The 19,245-nt window shown below is 41.1% G+C and carries 20 protein-coding genes, 11 tRNA genes and 1 rRNA gene; 2 read left to right on the top strand and 30 right to left on the bottom strand.

Annotated features, from left to right (window positions below):
* Window positions 1-120: 120 nt before the first annotated feature.
* The 13 genes from LS684_RS01660 to LS684_RS01600 form a co-directional block, all read right to left on the bottom strand.
* Window positions 121-1,671 (bottom strand): 16S ribosomal RNA (locus LS684_RS01660).
* An 84-nt stretch (window positions 1,672-1,755) separates the two neighbouring features.
* Window positions 1,756-1,829: transfer RNA gene (locus tag LS684_RS01655), tRNA-Gly, on the bottom strand.
* A gap of 25 nt (window positions 1,830-1,854) precedes the next feature.
* A tRNA-Pro gene (locus LS684_RS01650) sits at window positions 1,855-1,931 on the bottom strand.
* A gap of 9 nt (window positions 1,932-1,940) precedes the next feature.
* A tRNA-Arg gene (locus tag LS684_RS01645) sits at window positions 1,941-2,017 on the bottom strand.
* A 67-nt stretch (window positions 2,018-2,084) separates the two neighbouring features.
* A tRNA-Leu gene (locus LS684_RS01640) sits at window positions 2,085-2,171 on the bottom strand.
* Between the two features lie 59 nt (window positions 2,172-2,230).
* Window positions 2,231-2,315, bottom strand: a tRNA-Leu gene (locus tag LS684_RS01635).
* 14 nt (window positions 2,316-2,329) lie between these two features.
* Window positions 2,330-2,405, bottom strand: a tRNA-Lys gene (locus LS684_RS01630).
* A gap of 7 nt (window positions 2,406-2,412) precedes the next feature.
* Window positions 2,413-2,487, bottom strand: a tRNA-Gln gene (locus tag LS684_RS01625).
* An 11-nt stretch (window positions 2,488-2,498) separates the two neighbouring features.
* A tRNA-Asp gene (locus LS684_RS01620) sits at window positions 2,499-2,575 on the bottom strand.
* Between the two features lie 78 nt (window positions 2,576-2,653).
* Window positions 2,654-2,725 (bottom strand) — tRNA-Glu (locus LS684_RS01615).
* A gap of 9 nt (window positions 2,726-2,734) precedes the next feature.
* A tRNA-Ser gene (locus LS684_RS01610) sits at window positions 2,735-2,825 on the bottom strand.
* 3 nt (window positions 2,826-2,828) lie between these two features.
* A tRNA-Asn gene (locus LS684_RS01605) sits at window positions 2,829-2,903 on the bottom strand.
* 132 nt (window positions 2,904-3,035) lie between these two features.
* Window positions 3,036-3,506 carry a SprT family protein gene (locus tag LS684_RS01600; RefSeq protein WP_233809328.1) on the bottom strand — a complete coding sequence of 157 codons (471 nt, stop codon included), beginning with the start codon at window positions 3,504-3,506 and terminating at the stop codon, window positions 3,036-3,038.
* A 243-nt stretch (window positions 3,507-3,749) separates the two neighbouring features.
* Here LS684_RS01600 and cmpA point away from each other — a divergent pair, with 243 nt between their 5' ends.
* Window positions 3,750-3,863 (top strand): cortex morphogenetic protein CmpA, encoded by a 114-nt coding sequence (gene cmpA, locus LS684_RS01595; RefSeq protein ID WP_233809326.1) that lies wholly within the window; start codon window positions 3,750-3,752, stop codon window positions 3,861-3,863.
* Between the two features lie 8 nt (window positions 3,864-3,871).
* On the opposite strand, the gene LS684_RS01590 is transcribed toward cmpA, so the two are convergent.
* The 14 genes from LS684_RS01590 to acpS all read right to left on the bottom strand — a co-directional run bounded on the left by LS684_RS01590 (window position 3,872) and on the right by acpS (window position 15,178).
* On the bottom strand, window positions 3,872-6,010 hold the full coding sequence (locus LS684_RS01590) for a Tex family protein (protein WP_233811513.1): 2,139 nt from the start codon (window positions 6,008-6,010) through the stop codon (window positions 3,872-3,874).
* Window positions 6,011-6,114: 104 nt separating this feature from the next.
* A complete protein-coding gene (locus LS684_RS01585) occupies window positions 6,115-6,720 on the bottom strand; it encodes a PP2C family serine/threonine-protein phosphatase (protein ID WP_233809324.1) in 606 nt (201 codons plus the stop codon).
* Window positions 6,717-7,508, bottom strand: coding sequence for an RNA polymerase sigma factor SigB (gene sigB / locus LS684_RS01580; protein WP_233809322.1), 792 nt, complete (start codon window positions 7,506-7,508; stop codon window positions 6,717-6,719). The genes LS684_RS01585 and sigB overlap by 4 nt, the downstream gene beginning before the upstream one ends.
* On the bottom strand, window positions 7,486-7,959 hold the full coding sequence (gene rsbW / locus LS684_RS01575; protein WP_233809320.1) for an anti-sigma B factor RsbW: 474 nt from the start codon (window positions 7,957-7,959) through the stop codon (window positions 7,486-7,488). The genes sigB and rsbW overlap by 23 nt, the downstream gene beginning before the upstream one ends.
* Window positions 7,959-8,288: an anti-sigma factor antagonist gene (locus tag LS684_RS01570; protein ID WP_233809318.1), complete on the bottom strand. Its 330-nt coding sequence runs from the start codon at window positions 8,286-8,288 to the stop codon at window positions 7,959-7,961. Before LS684_RS01570 ends, rsbW begins: the two co-directional genes overlap by 1 nt.
* 63 nt (window positions 8,289-8,351) lie before the next feature.
* Window positions 8,352-9,362, bottom strand: a complete 1,011-nt coding sequence (locus LS684_RS01565; protein ID WP_233809316.1) for a PP2C family protein-serine/threonine phosphatase — start codon at window positions 9,360-9,362, stop codon at window positions 8,352-8,354.
* Window positions 9,363-9,373: 11 nt separating this feature from the next.
* A complete protein-coding gene (locus LS684_RS01560; protein ID WP_233809314.1) occupies window positions 9,374-9,775 on the bottom strand; it encodes an anti-sigma regulatory factor in 402 nt (133 codons plus the stop codon).
* A 2-nt stretch (window positions 9,776-9,777) separates the two neighbouring features.
* Window positions 9,778-10,134: an STAS domain-containing protein gene (locus LS684_RS01555; RefSeq protein WP_233809312.1), complete on the bottom strand. Its 357-nt coding sequence runs from the start codon at window positions 10,132-10,134 to the stop codon at window positions 9,778-9,780.
* Window positions 10,131-10,964: an RsbT co-antagonist protein RsbRA gene (locus LS684_RS01550; RefSeq protein WP_233811512.1), complete on the bottom strand. Its 834-nt coding sequence runs from the start codon at window positions 10,962-10,964 to the stop codon at window positions 10,131-10,133. Before LS684_RS01550 ends, LS684_RS01555 begins: the two co-directional genes overlap by 4 nt.
* Window positions 10,965-11,309: 345 nt before the next feature.
* Window positions 11,310-11,660, bottom strand: a complete 351-nt coding sequence (locus LS684_RS01545; RefSeq protein WP_233809310.1) for a type II toxin-antitoxin system PemK/MazF family toxin — start codon at window positions 11,658-11,660, stop codon at window positions 11,310-11,312.
* Window positions 11,661-11,664: 4 nt separating this feature from the next.
* The gene (locus LS684_RS01540) at window positions 11,665-11,958 is read right to left on the bottom strand and encodes a CopG family ribbon-helix-helix protein (RefSeq protein WP_233809309.1); all 294 of its coding nucleotides are present in this window, start codon (window positions 11,956-11,958) and stop codon (window positions 11,665-11,667) included.
* 175 nt (window positions 11,959-12,133) lie between these two features.
* Entirely contained in the window at window positions 12,134-13,297 is a 1,164-nt protein-coding gene (alr, locus tag LS684_RS01535; protein ID WP_233809307.1) for an alanine racemase, read from the bottom strand.
* Between the two features lie 312 nt (window positions 13,298-13,609).
* The gene (locus LS684_RS01530; protein ID WP_233809305.1) at window positions 13,610-14,629 is read right to left on the bottom strand and encodes a LolA family protein; all 1,020 of its coding nucleotides are present in this window, start codon (window positions 14,627-14,629) and stop codon (window positions 13,610-13,612) included.
* Between the two features lie 195 nt (window positions 14,630-14,824).
* Window positions 14,825-15,178: a holo-ACP synthase gene (acpS, locus tag LS684_RS01525; RefSeq protein WP_233809303.1), complete on the bottom strand. Its 354-nt coding sequence runs from the start codon at window positions 15,176-15,178 to the stop codon at window positions 14,825-14,827.
* 290 nt (window positions 15,179-15,468) lie between these two features.
* Between acpS and LS684_RS01520 the strand changes: the two genes are divergently transcribed.
* Complete coding sequence (locus LS684_RS01520) at window positions 15,469-16,188, top strand: rhomboid family intramembrane serine protease (protein ID WP_233809301.1); 720 nt, start codon at window positions 15,469-15,471, stop codon at window positions 16,186-16,188.
* A 22-nt stretch (window positions 16,189-16,210) separates the two neighbouring features.
* Here LS684_RS01520 and LS684_RS01515 read toward each other — a convergent pair whose 3' ends face one another.
* The 3 genes from LS684_RS01515 to uvsE all read right to left on the bottom strand — a co-directional run bounded on the left by LS684_RS01515 (window position 16,211) and on the right by uvsE (window position 19,200).
* Window positions 16,211-17,650, bottom strand: a complete 1,440-nt coding sequence (locus tag LS684_RS01515; RefSeq protein WP_233809298.1) for a PH domain-containing protein — start codon at window positions 17,648-17,650, stop codon at window positions 16,211-16,213.
* Window positions 17,643-18,122: a PH domain-containing protein gene (locus LS684_RS01510; protein ID WP_233809296.1), complete on the bottom strand. Its 480-nt coding sequence runs from the start codon at window positions 18,120-18,122 to the stop codon at window positions 17,643-17,645. The genes LS684_RS01515 and LS684_RS01510 overlap by 8 nt, the downstream gene beginning before the upstream one ends.
* A 115-nt stretch (window positions 18,123-18,237) precedes the next feature.
* A complete protein-coding gene (gene uvsE, locus LS684_RS01505; protein ID WP_233809294.1) occupies window positions 18,238-19,200 on the bottom strand; it encodes a UV DNA damage repair endonuclease UvsE in 963 nt (320 codons plus the stop codon).
* Window positions 19,201-19,245 lie beyond the last annotated feature (45 nt).

Raw genomic sequence — 19,245 nt, 5'->3', positions numbered from 1 at the left:
TCTAGTTTTCAAGGAACAAGTTCACTTTCTTCTATAATAAGAAGAGAGTTTGTTATAGAGAGATTGCTCTCTCAAAACTAAACGAACCATAAGCGTCAACTTTCATGTAAATATCCTTAGAAAGGAGGTGATCCAGCCGCACCTTCCGATACGGCTACCTTGTTACGACTTCACCCCAATCATCTGTCCCACCTTAGGCGGCTGGCTCCAAAAGGTTACCCCACCGACTTCGGGTGTTACAAACTCTCGTGGTGTGACGGGCGGTGTGTACAAGGCCCGGGAACGTATTCACCGCGGCATGCTGATCCGCGATTACTAGCGATTCCGGCTTCATGCAGGCGAGTTGCAGCCTGCAATCCGAACTGAGAATGGTTTTATGGGATTGGCTAAACCTCGCGGTCTTGCAGCCCTTTGTACCATCCATTGTAGCACGTGTGTAGCCCAGGTCATAAGGGGCATGATGATTTGACGTCATCCCCACCTTCCTCCGGTTTGTCACCGGCAGTCACCTTAGAGTGCCCAACTGAATGCTGGCAACTAAGATCAAGGGTTGCGCTCGTTGCGGGACTTAACCCAACATCTCACGACACGAGCTGACGACAACCATGCACCACCTGTCATCCTGTCCCCCGAAGGGGAACGCCCTATCTCTAGGGTTGTCAGGAGATGTCAAGACCTGGTAAGGTTCTTCGCGTTGCTTCGAATTAAACCACATGCTCCACCGCTTGTGCGGGCCCCCGTCAATTCCTTTGAGTTTCAGTCTTGCGACCGTACTCCCCAGGCGGAGTGCTTAATGCGTTAGCTGCAGCACTAAAGGGCGGAAACCCTCTAACACTTAGCACTCATCGTTTACGGCGTGGACTACCAGGGTATCTAATCCTGTTCGCTCCCCACGCTTTCGCGCCTCAGCGTCAGTTACAGACCAGAGAGTCGCCTTCGCCACTGGTGTTCCTCCACATCTCTACGCATTTCACCGCTACACGTGGAATTCCACTCTCCTCTTCTGCACTCAAGTTCCCCAGTTTCCAATGACCCTCCACGGTTGAGCCGTGGGCTTTCACATCAGACTTAAGGAACCGCCTGCGCGCGCTTTACGCCCAATAATTCCGGACAACGCTTGCCACCTACGTATTACCGCGGCTGCTGGCACGTAGTTAGCCGTGGCTTTCTGGTTAGGTACCGTCAAGGTACCGCCCTATTCGAACGGTACTTGTTCTTCCCTAACAACAGAGTTTTACGATCCGAAAACCTTCATCACTCACGCGGCGTTGCTCCGTCAGACTTTCGTCCATTGCGGAAGATTCCCTACTGCTGCCTCCCGTAGGAGTCTGGGCCGTGTCTCAGTCCCAGTGTGGCCGATCACCCTCTCAGGTCGGCTACGCATCGTTGCCTTGGTGAGCCGTTACCTCACCAACTAGCTAATGCGCCGCGGGCCCATCTATAAGTGATAGCCGAAGCCATCTTTCAGAATCCTAACATGTGTTAGGAGCCATTATCCGGTATTAGCCCCGGTTTCCCGGAGTTATCCCAGTCTTATAGGCAGGTTGCCCACGTGTTACTCACCCGTCCGCCGCTAATCTTTAAAAGCAAGCTTTTAAAGATCCGCTCGACTTGCATGTATTAGGCACGCCGCCAGCGTTCGTCCTGAGCCAGGATCAAACTCTCCATTAAAGAGTATTGATTAGCTCAATAGTTAAAACAAATTAAAACGTTGACGTTATGGTTCGTTTAGTTTTCAAAGAACAATCATTTGGTTGGAGCGGGTGATGGGAATCGAACCCACGACATCAGCTTGGAAGGCTGAGGTTTTACCATTAAACTACACCCGCATATTAGAAGGATAAAGATTCACTCTGGTCGGGAAGACAGGATTCGAACCTGCGACCCCTTGGTCCCAAACCAAGTGCTCTACCAAGCTGAGCTACTTCCCGTTTTTAGAATGGCGCGCCCGAGAGGAGTCGAACCCCTAACCTTTTGATCCGTAGTCAAACGCTCTATCCAATTGAGCTACGGGCGCCTTTCAAAACGACTTACTAAGTATATCAAACTCGATAGCTAGTGTCAATCTTTTTTTAAAACTTTTTTGGTGCGGCCGAGAGGACTTGAACCTCCACGGGGTTAACCCCCACTAGGCCCTCAACCTAGCGCGTCTGCCATTCCGCCACGACCGCTTAAAGGAAAGACAAGATATATCATACCATACAATGCATCATTATGCAATCATAATGTTTGGTGCGGGTGAAGGGAGTCGAACCCCCACGCCTTGCGGCGCCAGATCCTAAGTCTGGTGCGTCTGCCAATTCCGCCACACCCGCAATGAAATTGAAAATGGTGAGCCATGAAGGACTCGAACCTTCGACCCTCTGATTAAAAGTCAGATGCTCTACCGACTGAGCTAATGGCTCTAAAAAATGGCTGGGCTAGCAGGATTTGAACCTACGCATGACGGAGTCAAAGTCCGTTGCCTTACCGCTTGGCTATAGCCCAATATATTATAATGGCGGTCCGGACGGGACTCGAACCCGCGACCTCCTGCGTGACAGGCAGGCATTCTAACCAACTGAACTACCGGACCAAAATAACTCATTATAGATAATGAATAGTCAGCAAAGCAACTGTCCTTGCCAGTTCCTCACTGACTATTAAAAGCCGATGACCCGTACGGGATTCGAACCCGTGTTACCGCCGTGAAAGGGCGGTGTCTTAACCGCTTGACCAACGGGCCATTATATTATGGCGGAGAAGGAGGGATTTGAACCCTCGCGCCGGTTACCCGACCTACACCCTTAGCAGGGGCGCCTCTTCAGCCTCTTGAGTACTTCCCCATATGGCTCCACAGGCAGGACTCGAACCTGCGACCGATCGGTTAACAGCCGATAGCTCTACCACTGAGCTACTGTGGAATAATCTTAAAATGTCATATGTCTTATCGACTCTTCATATTATAATGACATGTAATATGAAAGTCAATAATCATTTTTTCAAAAATAAACAAGCACTGGAAAGCAGTGACGGTTATTAAATTTAACATAACATTAATCAACCGTCAACTCTTTCACTTTAATTAATTTACCACGGCATTTTCCACAAACATATTTCGAAGTGTTGATTACTTTCTTTCTTCGATATTGGGTTCCGCATTGTTCGCACATATAGAAAATGGTCTTTCTTATTTTTCTAGTTGGTCGGTTAGGTAGTGTAGAACAGTATCTTGCTCCTCCTACTTGGTTGAGCAGCAATTTAAAATCTGCATCTTTATGCTGATACCCCTTGCCTTCTAAATGCAAATGATAATGGCAAAGCTCATGCTTGATGATGCTGATGACTTCATTTATTCCGATTTGTTCTAAATATTTTCTATTAATTTCGATATTGTGGGAACCTAATAAGTATCGTCCCCCAGTGGTTTGCAAGCGAGCATTAAAAACCGCTTTGTGCTTAAATGGCTTTTGGAAAGAATCATTTGATATTTTTTCCACCAGCTGTTGAAGCTCTTTATCTTCCATAACTTACTCATTTCCTTCTATAGAACACTATATGTGAACCTGACAATCTATTATAACATACATTGATATTGTCTTCTGTAAGAATAACTCTCATCTCACATGCAGCTAATCAAAGAAAGCGTAATGTAAATATGGTATTTTTGCACGTTTAGTTCTTTGTTCAAGGTAATTCAAAAAATCCCTTCCTTTCCACAAAAAAAAGGAAAACAACCTTTGTTAGTCATCAGAGGAGGTATCACGACTATGCCCACATGGTTTCAGAATCAAATGCAAAGAGCTTTCTTAGAGAAGGATCGTTATCAAATTAAACTACTCAACCAATTCTGGTTTATTTACAGAAAAAAACACTGCTCATAAGGCAGTGTTTATTCCTCTGGAGATAGCATTGATAATGCAACTCTTCCCTTTTGTATATCTATACTATCTACCCAAACCGTCACAACGTCTCCTACTGCGACTACGTCTAGTGGATGTTTTACAAATTGACGTCTTAGCTTAGAGATATGAACAAGTCCATCCTGCTTCACTCCTACATCAATAAATGCCCCAAAGTCGACTACATTTCGAACCGTACCTTGCAGCTCCATTCCTGGCTTTAGATCCTCTAGCTTTAACACGTCTTTCTTTAATAAAGGCTTAGGTAGATCATCCCGCGGGTCTCGTTCTGGCCTTACTAACGCATCAATAATGTCTTGTAATGTAAGTTCCCCTACCCCTAGTTCAGTAGCGCTTTTCTGAACATCAAGTTTTGCTAGGGCTTCTTTAAGCTCTGGCTTCCCGATATCTTTTGTAGAGAAGCCAAGTGGGGATAATAGATTCTTTACTTCTGAATAATTCTCTGGATGGATACCTGTTCGATCTAAGGGCTCTGCTCCATCAATGATTCTCAAAAATCCAATTGCTTGCTCATATGTTTTCGCGCCTAGCCTAGGGATTTTCTTTAATTGACTTCGTTTAGAAAACTTGCCTTCTTCTTCTCTTTTTTTCACAATATTATTAGCTACTGACTTTGATAATCCAGCTACATATTGAAGAAGTGACGAAGAGGCAGTATTCACATTGACTCCAACCTGGTTAACCGTTGTTTCTACAACGAATGTCAGGGATTCAGAAAGCTTCTTTTGAGAAACATCATGCTGATATTGTCCAACTCCAACTGACTTCGGGTCAATCTTCACGAGCTCCGCCAATGGATCTTGCAGCCTACGAGCAATTGATACGGCACTTCTTTCCTCCACTTGATAATTCGGAAACTCTTCTCTTGCTAAATCTGAGGCTGAATAGACACTCGCACCGGCCTCATTCACGATGAGATAAAAAATATTTCCTTGTATTTCTTTTAGAATATCTACAACGAATTGCTCCGTTTCCCTAGAAGCTGTCCCATTTCCTATTGCCACCATCTCTACTTGATGCGTTCGAATAACCTTAATGATTTTTTCACGAGCTTCCTTTGTTTTAGAGACAGGAGGATGAGGATAGATCACTCCGATATCTAGTACCTTTCCTGTTTCATCAACAACCGCAAGTTTACAGCCTGTTCGATAGGCAGGATCTACCCCTAACACAACCTTTCCTTTTAAAGGAGGTTGAAGAAGGAGGTTTCGTAAGTTCTCAGAGAAAATATGAATGGCCTGTTCTTCTGCTTTTTCCGTCAATTCGCTGCGGATTTCTCGTTCTATGGATGGCTGAATTAATCGCTTGTATCCATCCTCAATCGCTTCTTTGACGGTTGAAGCTGTTATCGAATTTGCCTTCGTAATCCATTTCTTCTCTAAGTAGCTTATAATCCACTCTATGTTTGGCTTAATATTCACCTTTAATATGTCTTCTTTTTCTCCACGATTAATCGCAAGAGTTCGGTGAGGAACAATTTTTGATACTGGTTCCTCATATTCGTAGTACATCTCGTATACTTTCTTTTCATCCTTATCAGCATCTTTGAGTGTCGTTTCTATCTTTCCAGTTTTATACGTTTCTTTACGTATCCACTTGCGGCCATCTGGATGATCTGACACCCATTCAGCGATAATATCTTTCCCGCCTGCAATCACATGGTCTACACTTAATACTTCTTTCTCTTCAGATAAAAACTCGTTAGCCTTCTCCTCTATGTTCTCTTCCATCGGGAATGTCATCAGCCATTCTGCGAAAGGCTCCAACCCTTTTTCCTTTGCGACAGTTGCCTTTGTTCTTCGCTTTTGTTTATACGGACGATATAGATCCTCTACTTCTTGTAGCTTAACGGCTTTTTCAATTGATTGCTTTAAGTCAGGCGTTAGCTTCCCTTGGTCTTCTATTAAACGAATGACCTCTACTTTACGTTGCTCAAGGTTTTGTATGTATTGCCATCTTTCACTTACTTCTCTGATTTGCACCTCATCTAGAGCTCCGGTCTGTTCCTTTCGGTAACGAGCGATGAAAGGAACGGTATTTCCATCCTCTAGGAGGGCAATCGTATTGCGTACTTGCTTTAAATTCAACGATTGCTCTTTCGCAATCATTTCCAGAAAACGTTCTTTATTATTTACTGTTTGCTCCAATTGTCAGTCCTCCAACACGATCATTGTCTCTACTATATTAACAAATCATCTAAATCAGGAAAAGCTTACCCCGTTACGAGTAAGCTTCCTAGTATAAATGTAGCATCATCTGCTGTTGATGAATGGTTTTTTTTAATTTTTTCAGCGACGGTTCTTACGTCAAATAGTCCGGTTAATAAGGACTTCACTCCATTTAAGTCAAGCCCATCGGAAAAAATGATAAACTTTGAGTTCTCCTCGTAGGAGAATCTTTGTGTGTGTAGGGATTGCGGACGTCCCGATAGGTAGCCTTTTACAGGCAAAGGGTAGGTTAATTTTCCAGAGGGAGAATATAGGAAGAAGCGAATATTACCGACACAGCTGTAGACGAATTCACGTTGCGAAAAACTCACCTTAAAAATTAACACAGCTGCCCCACGCTTATAGGCTAATACTTCATTACAATAATTCATGAGCGTATTTACATCTTTATCATGATGCTCTTTAACAACAGAAATGACAGCAGATGAGGAAATATTGGCATACTCACCACTTCCTAGACCATCAGCTAGTACACAAATAAAGTAGTCCTTTGTTGTTGTGAAGAAAAAGCTATCCCCACAGAAGTGTTTCCCTTCTTTAGTTGTCTGATGTGCAAGCACTTCTACTTTTTCATTATTTACATAATTCATGAAATACGCTCCGAATTATTTTCTTCATGATCGATCGCATCTTTTAGCTTTTTAATCGCCTTGCGCTGTAAGCGAGAAACATGCATCTGTGAGATACCTAGTATTTCACCAGTTTCTTTTTGACTTTTATTCTCTAAGTAAGTGTAGTGAATCACGGATCTTTCTCGATCAGATAAAACGTGTAATACTTTTTCAAGCATCATTCTCTGGTTTACCTTTTCATACCCTTCATCTGTTGAACCCACCATATCGAGAAGCGTTACAGTGCCCCCATCTGAATCTGCTTCAAATGAATGGTCAACAGATAAAGCTTGATACCCTTTCCCCATTTCCATCGCTTCAAGGACTTCTTCCTCGGAAACTGAAAGAGCTTCTGCAATTTCAATCACCTTTGGTGAACGGTGAAGTGTTGTTGTTAATTCCTCAACAGTCAATTTTATTTTGGGACCAAGCTCTTTGATACGACGCGGGACATGAACACTCCATGTTTTGTCACGTAAAAAGCGTTTAATCTCACCTATGATTGTAGGAATTGCAAAGGCTTCAAAGGTTTTTCCAAATGAAGGATCATATCTACGGATTGCTCCTAATAATCCAAGCATTCCAACTTGTACGATATCCTCGTGATATGATTTTCCTTTTGAATATTTTCTAGCTAGTGATTCTACTAAATTTTGATATTGAATGACTAGTCTATTCTGCGCTTCAACATCTTGCTCTTCTTGAAAATCCCTTATGAGCTCATTAATTTCTTCTCTAGTTAATTTAGGTTGAGATTGTTTCGGCATCGCTCTCCACCTGCTCTCCCTCTAGGTACTTAGTCATAAAGACCGTAACACCTTCTTTATGATGAATTCTCACTTCATCCATCAGTGTTTCAATAAGGTAAAGGCCTAATCCCCCTTCACGTAAAAACTCCACATCTTCATTCCTGTCATGAGGTTTTACTGCTTTACGAGTTTCTTCAAAGTCAAAGCTCTGTCCGTTATCTGCCACCATCACTTCAATCTTATCTTTATATAACCCGAATCCTAGAACAACTTCTCCCTTTTCATCTACTTGATAGGCATGCTGCACTGCATTGGTGCATGCCTCACTAGTCGCTACTTTCAAATCTTCAATTTCATCGTAGGAAAAACCCATGCGGCTTGCAATTCCAGAGATTGTTAAGCGAATGACACCAACATACTCTGGTTTAGCAGGTATTTTCATTTCGATATAATCAAACGGTTGATTCATTATTCTTCACCTACAATCTGGCTGTTAATATCCATAATGTCAGCTAGACCAGTTATTTCAAAAAGCCTTTTCAACCTCTCCGATAGCCCGATCATCCGAAAGCTCCCGTTGCTTGCCCGAACTTGTTTAAATGCTCCTACAAATACACCAAGTCCTGTGCTATCCATATAAGTTACATCTGATAAGTCGACTATAATATGGACATCTCCCTTTTGTGCTAACGGGAAAAGCGTTTCACGGAGCTGAGGGGCCGTATATGCGTCGATTTCTCCTCTCACGCTCACTTTGACACAGGCATCTAGCTCTTTCACGTCTGTTAATATATTCAAAACTGACCCACCCCTTAACATCATCATATCAATCGATTATTCAGTACCCTTTAATCCGGCTCGCTAAACATTCCGTTTTAATATAATTAATGTAAAATCATCACGTAATTGGAAATGCTGTAATTTTTCTAATTCCTTGTAAACGTTTTGAACAATTTCTTGCGCGCTCAAATGCATGTACTTCATGATATAGCCAGTTAGGCGATTCTTTTCGATAAAACCATCGTCCGTTCGACACTCCGTTACTCCATCAGACATCAGAATCACCATATCCCCTACATTCACTTGCTTCTCATATTGGCGATATTTCGCTTTTTTATCAACTCCAAGCAAAAGCCCTCTTGCTTGGAGCTCAGAAAAGTCGTCTAATTTCGAATCATAATACAACGCAGGCTCATGCCCTGCAGAAGCGTAATATAGACAGTGGTTAGCAGGGTTATACATCCCGTAAAACATCGTAATAAACATGCTAGGATCTACATTTTGCTCTACCACACGGTTCAGATTTTCAAGTACACTGCTTGGGTCATAGCGGTTTTCTGGCAAGCTATCCATAGCATACTTAATCATAGACATACACATCGCCGCTGGGATTCCTTTTCCAATGACATCTGCAATGGCAATGCTTATATTATCATTCTCATCTTGGACAAAATGATAGTAATCACCATTCATTTGCCTTGCCGGAACGCTAATTGCCCCCACATCAATGCTGGTTAGCTGCGGAATACTCGTGCCAAGTAAGTTTTTTTGTACATTGGCTGCAATCTCAATCTCAGAACGCAACTCTTCTTGTTTATGTCTTAAGCTTTGATGCTCTCGATACGCAAGTCCATAGCCAATCATCACTTCCAAAAGAATATCTAACGAGTGAAAAACCTCTTCGGGCAGGTCAGGACTAATATCCGTTAAAATGCTTTTATGCAGGCTAATGATTTCTTCAGGAGAAATTTTATGTTCGATCGTTTTTCTACTAAACTTTTGCCCTTGATAGAGAGCATCCTCTGTTTGTTGTCGTAAATAATTTTCGAGTATTTCTCGATACTTAGATTCCATCACATTGCGGAAATCCAAGCTTACCCCCCCTAACGGAGCCATTTCGTTGCTCTTATATCTGTTCCCTTTCCACAGATAGAATCAATGTAAAATTCATCCATAAGTCGCTTCACACCAGGCAAGCCCGCTCCAAGACCCCCAGATGTAGAATATCCATCCTCCATTACCTGGCGGATATCACTAATTCCAGGTCCTTCATCAACTGCTACAATTTGCAGACCCGACTTTCCACCTTCATAAATCTTCTCAATACAAACCTTTCCTTGACCTGCATATAGATAGATATTTCGAGCGAGTTCACTAATCGCTGTTGTTATTCTTGCTTGGTCTACCGTACCAAAGCCAAGCTCTTTGGCTACATTTCGCCCTAATTGACGGGCAGCAACAATATCCCATTCACTAACGATTCTTACACAGGATTGGATTTCCATCGTCAGTCCCCCAATTCCTGTTGTAATTTCTCCAAACCTTTTTCTAGATCTAGCGCTGTGAGAATATCGTCTAGACTGATTCCTAGCTCAATTAATGTAATTGCCACACCAGGCTGAATACCAGTAATAACAACCTTCGCACCCATTAACTGGGACATATTAATAACGTCTCCTAACACTTTTGCGATAAAAGAATCAATAAAGTCAATCGATGTAAGGTCAATGACCACACCATTTGCGCTTGTTTCGTGTATTTTATGAAGTAAATCTTCTTGAAATTGCAATGCCGTTTTATCGTCTAGCTCCCATTGGATGGAGACTAATAAACAATCATACAGCTTTAAAATAGGGATTCTCACTCTTCATCCCCCACCTTAATAATTTTCCGGCTCATCAGTTCAAGTGCATCCTCGATTCCTTTTTTCAATGTATTTCTTGTCGTAATTTGGTTTAAATTAATTCCAAGGTTTACGATCGTTTGTGCAATTTCAGGACGAATGCCCACGAGCATGCATTTCGCACCGACTAAACGAACCGCATCCGCTGCTTGAATAATGTGATGAGCAACCATCGTATCTACAACAGGTACACCTGTAATATCAATAAGCACAACCTCCGAACGGTGCTTAACGACTCCATTCAATAGGTTTTCCATAATTTGCTTTGCGCGCTCTGTGTCAATTGTACCTACTAGTGGCATGACAGTAATTCCTTCAAACACGGGAATTAACGGAGCAGACAGCTCCTGTAGAGCAATCTTCTGAAGAGTAACTGTTTTTTCCCATGTACTTGAATACATATTCACAATTTCATTTTGCATAGGAGACATCCACGTATCGAATCCGTATACGACATCCATTTGGTTTTCAGTTGTTACCTTGCTATCTTCTTTCATTTTTTCAAATACAATTTTTGCAAATATATGTAATCCCTTCGTCACGAAGTTTAACGGCCAACCTAGACGGACAATTTTTTCTACAAAGTCTGTTAGCTTGGAAGAGTATTGCCCATTTGAACCTTGTATACTAATGATTATCATTTCAATAAACTCATGACTTGTTTCTGTGAATACTTGATCGGATACGACTTTTGTTACACGTTCATCTGCATTATCCTTAACTTCCTTCACCCAGCTTGTAAAAATCTGCTCTTTGTTTTCCTGAATATAATTTGCAATCATTCTGTTCATCATTTTCTCCCCTTTGTTAAAAGCAGTTTCCTATTGTTCTCCCTAAAAACAACGAGTGCGAATGTAAAAAACATTCATATTTATGTGTGTATATATCAATAATAATAACAATTTATCCTTTTCAAGTAAAAGTCTCAATATGCATATTACCTTTGTTTATACCCTCATTTTTAGAGAGTAAACATAGGATTTACGAATTTTTTTTACAGTTTTTGAAAGTAGTGGATGGATGAGTAATGAGCTTATATGAAGATTGATTAGAGTGAATCATCAGACATTCATTCTTGTAAAAATGACAAAATAAAAACGCCCTTTACAAAATAAAAAGAGCGTTAAAAACATAAATTAAAAATCTATAAGACCTAAGCTTACCTGCAAGGCTTCGTTTACCTTTTCCATCATTTCGTCATCGAGATGAGTAATTTTATCGGTTAAACGTTGTTTGTCAATTGTACGAATCTGTTCTAATAAGATCACTGAATCCCGTTCAAAACCATATTTCTTCGCATCAATTTCAACGTGAGTCGGCAGCTTCGCTTTTTGTATTTGCGCGGTAATGGCCGCAACAATTACTGTTGGACTAAACCGATTCCCGATGTCGTTTTGGATAACAAGTACCGGGCGTACTCCGCCTTGTTCAGAACCAACAACAGGGGATAGGTCTGCAAAGTAAACGTCACCACGTTTTACATTCAAAGGATTAGCCCCCGCTAACTAGACGTTCAACCCTGTTAGTAACTGTGTTTTCTGCCTCGTATTCTGCTTGAAAAGCTTCAGATGCAATCATCAGATTAATTTTCGCCATTTCCATATAGCCCCGTCTCATGGATTCGCGAATTTGTCTTTTCTTTCTCTCACGTAAATACTTTTGCGTCGCATGTTTGATAAATTCATTGCGATTGACCTGTTCTGAGCTAATATAAACATCTAGTTCAGACAAAAGTTGTTGCGGTAATTCTACCATGATTTCTGTTGTTGCGCTGGATTCAGACACAAACGTACACCTCCACCGTCACTACACACCATTTTTTATCTCTACCATTACTTATATTAACATCAATCGAGCTCTATGCAAAGAGGATTCAATAATTCTTCTGTATTATCCGCCAAAAAAACACTATTTTATGCACGGTCGAGCAATTATGTTAAAAAATCTTTAACATTTATAGCTAATTTTGGAGCAAAGAATTTTCCATTCCAACCATTTGTCCAGAGCTTTTATAAATTCGTGGCACACGGTTAGAGATGATGCACGGAATTTCATAGTTGATCGTATCAAGGGTTCTTGCAATTTCATTAATTGTAATCCGTCCTTGTCCTTGTTCACCAATTAATGTGACTACCGTTCCAACATCCACACCTTTTGGTAGTTTAATCATACATTGGTCCATACATATCCTGCCCACAATCGGTACTCTCATACCATTAACCAACACATCTTGCCCTTGTAATTTTCGAATCCATCCGTCCGCATATCCAATTGGTAATGTGCCAACCCATTCATCTTCCTCTGCTTCATAGGTTGCCCCGTAGCTAACCCTCTCGCCCTTATGGACCTTCTTAACATGAATGATTCTGGAATGCAGTGTAAATGCCTCTTGTAATTGAAAGGGAAGCTCAGACTCAATTTCCAGTGATGGGGTCAAGCCGTACATCGAGATCCCCATTCGTATTGCGTTAAAATTAGCAATCGGAAAACGCAAAGCAGCCGCACTGTTACTAGCGTGGATCAGCCTTGGCTTGGTTTTTAAATGGGAAAGTAATTCATTAAATACCGACAATTGCTGCTCAAAATAGGTATGATCTAGCTCATCAGCTGTAGCGAAATGAGTAAAGATCCCTTCCATGTTTATTCGAGGATCCCTCAGTACTTGATTTTCGATTGCATTCAATTCTTCCTTTGTACGGATACCAATTCGGCCCATTCCTGTATCCACTTTGATATGGATATCAAGCGTTGCCTCGTCCGCTAAATATTCCTGAGCTTTTTGTAACCAATCATAATGAAAGACCGTCAGCGTTATGTGATGTTTTACAGCCAAATGAACATCCTCTGGACGGCTGGCTCCTAATACTAAAATAGGTGCAACAATGCCTTTTTTTCGTAGAGCAATCGCTTCATCCATAAAAGCCACAGCAAGATATTCTGCCCCATTTTGAAGTGCTGTCCTAGCAATTTGTACATCCCCATGACCATATGCGTTTGCTTTTACAACCGCAATGAGCTGGACATCACTCGGCAGATGCTGCTTCATATTCATAACATTTGATGCTACGTGATCTAGATCAACTTCCACCCATGTATCTCGATAGAATAGGGATTCATTCTCCATAGGCTCACTTCCTTTTTACCCCGGTCATTTTTAATATAATGTTGATTATTGATCCAATTCTTCTACTTGTCAAATGAATTTATACTGAAAGCGCTGACTTCATCTATTCTTCTGATGTTACTCATCCTAGTTATTATTTCGTATCTACAAAGAACTGTGGTCATTCCCCTTCACTGAAAATCAACCGTTCCTCACCAGCCATTCGCATCAAATAAATGATTCGAGTGTTCGCTGCCCGAGACTTTAACCGATAACACGAAAAGAGATTCGGCTATCAAAGGAGATAACCGAATCTCTTTTCATTATTTCTATTTATTTCACCATAGTCCCTTGAACAGATCTAGCAATCATCACCATTTCTTCTTTTGTTAGCTCATTTGAAGCAAGAATGTAGTCTACTCCCTGATGCGTCCAAGAAATTTTATTGTCTGATAAAGCTCCAATTGTAAAGCCGAGGTCAATTGGCTCACCAGAAACGGTTGTTGGAGAGGCTGTTGCCGGTGCCACTGTTGCAACTTCTTGAACAAGTGTGAATGATTTTTCCCCTTCACCGTCGTAAGTAAGCACGATGCGCTTTCCATCCTCTAGGCTGATTTCTTTCTCATCGATTAATGTCACTCCTGGGATCTCTGCAGTTGGATATTTCACTGAGAACTCTTGCCCATTCACTTCTGCTAATACAGGAACTTCTAATTGAGCACCTGTCATATTCTTTTGCATATCAAAGTCCTTTTCATCAAAGGAAGCATTAAAGTTCACATCAGAGAACTCAACTGTGACGAGTGGGTTACGGTCTGGGTCTAACACCATCACACTAACAGGTGTTAAGTCCTTTTTATTTAACGTGATTTCTTGATAAGGAAGCATCTTGTTATTTTGATAACGAGTCTTCGTTTCAAAAATAAAATGCTCTTTCGTTGCGCTGAACTTTGCTTCTTTATCTTCGATGATATCCTTTACCAAAGACTCGTAAAGATATGCTTGGCTGCTATTCTCTGGCCAGTCACTTTGGAATTTGAAGCTTTTGTTTAATGCAGGAGTTAGCACAAATACTCCGTCATCATTGCGCAGGATCATTTGGCTTTGGTCTTTCTTCGCATTCTTTAAGTTCACTCTGTAGTAGGAAGGATCTTTGTGCCAAATTTCCACTTCATACGTTTGTGGATCCGTCCCCATCTGCAATGACATCTTTGCTTGTGCCTTGTAGCCTTTGATTTCCTCCACCTTTTTGCTTAAGTCCTTTACTACATCTTCTTGTGTTTTAGATCCACAGGCAGCTAACGAAAAAACTACCATGAGCCCGACGAAAAGCAGCAATAACTTTTTCTTCATTTCTCCAACCCCTTTTGTCTCATTTCTACGTATTGAGAGAGAATGGACATTGGTGTGATTCCTGTGATGATTCCGCTCATGATCCGAATTAACGGAGTCGTCAACCAATGTGAGGCTTGTTAGCCTTGTCTCTCTATTGCACTATGAATATATGAGACAACCTTTGGGATTATGCTTTGAAGGGTACATGCTTTTTTATTTTTTTTCGATTACAACCTGGGCAACGGCATATTCTTTGCTATGTGAAATAGAGAGGTGTACACCCTGATTGAATGGAAGCTTTATATACGGCTTCCCCCGTTCATCTGAATCCACTTCAATATGTAAGAAGGAGAGCTCTTCCCCAATCCCTGTTCCGTATGCTTTTGAAAAAGCCTCCTTCGCAGCAAAGCGACCTGCAAGGAACTCGATTTGGCGATCACCTGTTAATGAAACATACTTTTCTCTTTCTTGATCCGTCAAAATGCGATCGATAAATTTTCTTTGCCTTTCAACGATGGCTCGAATCCGGCTTAATTCTACTATATCAATTCCAATTCCAGTGATCATGTTCATTTCTCCTTCTAAATATGATATGTATCGCATAGAAAATAATGAGTAACGGACAGCTACTGGCACTGCCCTTATATACAACCTATCTACTTATAAACTTTCCGAGAAGATGATTGAAGTTCATGCCTAGCCCTTTTATTCTATATAATCGGTGGCTGTTGTTAACTTTTAACCCCATAATGAAAATAAGGACAGCCGAATTCATTTACAAAGCAACATTTCTTGACAGATAAAACTTCATCCATCAGGCTATGATGTAGATAGAAGAATTGTAAGGGAGGAACCTTATGTTTACAAGAACAGAGAGTCTGAAGGAATTTGTTCGATACTATCCTGTTGTTACAACAATAGTACTTATCCATATTGCCTTATATTTGTTGACAAGTCTTCCCATCTTTCCAAGTATGCTCTTGTTTGAAAAGCTCGTAGGAGTTAACCTTTATGTTGTACAAGGGGAGATATGGCGATTGATCACCCCCATTTTTATGCATAGCGGATTTACACATATGTTATTTAATAGCTTCTCTCTTGTTCTTTTTGGTCCAGCCCTAGAGCGAATTGTTGGAAAAAGAAGATTCATTCTCCTATATGTGTTAACAGGGCTTTTAGCAAACGTAGCTACGTTAATCTTAATGCCCTTAACCTATACACATGTTGGCTCTAGTGGTGCTATATACGGACTATTCGGATTTTATGCTGCTATGATCTTTTTTAAGCAGCAAATTTTATCAAAAGAAAACTCACAAGTCATATTAACGATTACAGCGATTGGCGTCATTATGACATTCTTTCAGCCAAACATAAATATTACTGCCCATTTATTCGGGTTGTTAGCAGGTTTTTTATTCGGAGCCTTTATGTATGGCAATCGGGAAAACTTTAGAAGAAGATCTGCCCACAGAACTAGTTCATATAAACGTTCGTTTTCCTTTAGTAAACCGACCTTTCCTCAGGTAGTCCTTATTATCTTAATTAGTTTAGCAATTATCGGTTTCCTATTTAAATAAGCTAAAAGCCGAGGCTTTTAGCTTATTTTTCTTCTCTCGAATACCATTCATAGATGGATTGTATATCTTTACTTTCAAGGTCGACTACCTTTCCTCCTGCCAAACCAAAGCCTGAGGCAACACCTGCTTCAATATTGCCCAAGTCCTTTTTCTTTTGAAAATAACTTTCTTGCATTGAGATCGATTGAATTTTTGTCTTCCTCATAAAAACCGTATTTTTTATTAGATGGCGATAACTTAGCGTTAATTGATTGTCATGTAGTGACCATCCTGCCGCTTTAAAATTTAACCACGAAAAGAGGAAGGAGGCTAGAATTAGGACAAGTGATAGATATCCCCACGGACGGAAGAACACGATTGGAACGGCTACAAAGAGAAGGACCCCTAACCACCCTCTGATGACATATCGCTTAAACGCCCTTTTCGGAAGAGGCGCTATAGGTACATCTAATTTGTAATCTGCTAAGCAGGCTTGAAGAATCTCAGACACTTTGTTTTTCTTGATAAATGGAAGAATCATAACCTTTGAGCCCTCTTGGTTAGAAATAGATCCCCCCGCACTCTCTAAATAAACCGTTGCGTACCCAAGAGGTTGTCGCAAAAGATTCTCACTAATTCGGACAGCTTGAATTCGGTTAACTGGAATGGTGAATTGTCTTTTTTCTAACAGACCTCTTGTGATAATGATGTCATTTCCTACTTTCTTCACAGTGAAGTCGGCATATTTGACCATCGTTCCAACGATGGCAGCGACCCACGCAAGGACAAACCCAATAAAGACAATGATGCTAATAAATATCGCACCCGTTGCAACAAACTTCTCAAATTTATTAAATATCGCTTCATACGGAATGATTTCCTCGAATTGGAAGATGAATGCCATAACTGCAGAAATCACGACTCCTACTCCACCCGAAGTTGATGCCAATAGCAGCAGTTCTTTTACAGATATCTTATATATATGCGAGCTTGGTGTTTCTTGCACCTCTCTATCTTCATCCATCACGGCATCCCGCTTTACAGAAGCTACCGTATCTTGAATCAATTTCGCTTCTGCTTTACTTATAGCTGTAAGCACCGCTTCCGCATCGTCCATACCGCTTGATCCTGCTGTTTCCACAACCACTTTTACTAATCCAAATGGTCTTTGAAGAATTCCTTCAGAAAGGTCAATACTCTGAATTCGTTCAAAGGGAATGTAGCGTTTTTTTCGAACGAAAAGGCCATGTTCGATACGAAGCTCTCCATCTTCTATACGATACGTAAAGCGAAGCCATGAGAGGAAGCCCACCGTCAAAATAATAACGAGGATTCCAATTGAAATCAGAATCACAAATAGATCAAGATCCAACCCTCGGCTTCCGAAGATAACAAAAAGAAAGAACGGAACAATAAGCTCCTTCAGCTGCTTTAGAAAGTTAGCAACCGCTGATATCGGATGAAGTCTTTTCGGTTCAGACATCTTCTTCAACCACCCTTGCTAGCCTCGAGATAAAGATGCGCAGCTCTTCTGCCTCCGTGACATCCAAAGCAGGGATTTCATGCACGGTTGCTGCTGTAGAAACGGTGACGGTCGCAAGTCGATACTTCCTTAATAAGGGACCTTGCCTTGTATCAACATGCTGCACGCGTACCATTGGCACTAACGTTCGCTTAATAATAAATACGCCGTGTTGAAGCTCGATCTCCTGTTCCCTTACTTCATATCTCCACCTTTTCCATTTGACGGTTGGGATGAAAAAAACCGATAAGTATGCGAATATCATCAGGAAAGCTAATGCCACCGCAATAATCCACTTCGGCCAATCAAATATGATCGCGAGCGCAATAGCCCCTCCACTAAGCAATAGAATAAAAAATGAATAAAATACTCCTGATAATCTCCAAACTGTTAAGGCTCTTTCAGAAATTCTTTTATGCGGTTCGTATAACACGCCAATTCCTCCTACATCCAAAAAATATCCTTCTCTGTTTATACACTACAATAGAATCTATAAAATATGGATACCTTTCTTACGAATGAGGTGGTAAATTGTTTCATTTTCGAGGCTATTTCATACGGAAACTTCCTTGATCAATACGTTCCAAACCCGCAGCTTCCAAATCATCACCTAATTGAAAAAGTGCTTCATCCTTCTGTTTGGCTTCAATCATGCAATGAATTTCAGGTACTGTTCCCTTGATTTCGTTCAAGAACCCGAGAAACATTATCGGATCAATCAAATCAGCATGTGCTCTGTATTCCTTATCCGATCGCGGGCTTGAAATATGCATTTTAATTGGAAGAGGAGAGTGAGCCCAGGTGTTAACTACCCGCTCCCAGCTCTCTAGCCAACGATCATTTTGAAAGTTTGCCAGATGATGGTGGTAATCAAATACAAGGGGTATGCCTAGTTTTTCACATAAATACAATGTATCCTCTAGGGTGAAAGATGTATCATCATTTTCTAAGATGACCATTTTTTGAAGCTTATGAGGGATAACTCCCCAATTTTCAATAAATAGTTCCATTGCTTTTTCTTTATCTTCATATGCCCCGCCAACATGCAGAACGCATCGATGTTCTGTGTTTACACTCATTCCCTTTAACAAGGCCTCGTGCATCGCTAACGTTTTTACCGACATATTTAATGTATCTACATTAGGTGTGTTAAGGAGGACAAAGTGATCTGGATGGAAATCAACTCTCATGGGATGCTCTTTTAGATAATCCCCTATTTCCCTTAGAGCCTCCTTCAACGGACGCATATACCTCCAGTCTCTAAGCTCTTCATGGTTTGCAAGCGGAATAAGCTTAGAGCTAAACCGAAAGAAATGAATGCTATTTGCGACATTATGCTTTAGTAAACGCAGGCAATTCTGTAGATTTGAAATGGCTATTCGTTCAAGCTTCAAGATGGCTGCCTCTCGATCTTTTATCGATGAAAATTGACGATAGGTCATCGTTTGAGAAGGAGAGCAATTCTTCAAGTGAACACTCATGGCGACATAGCCTAGACGAACAATTGTCATCACCACACCCCCAAAATCAATTGTTTTGGGTTAGTATATCCGATT

Source organism: Cytobacillus spongiae (assembly GCF_021390075.1).
Note: the sequence above shows the minus strand (reverse complement) of the source record. Positions and strands in the feature narration are given on the sequence as shown.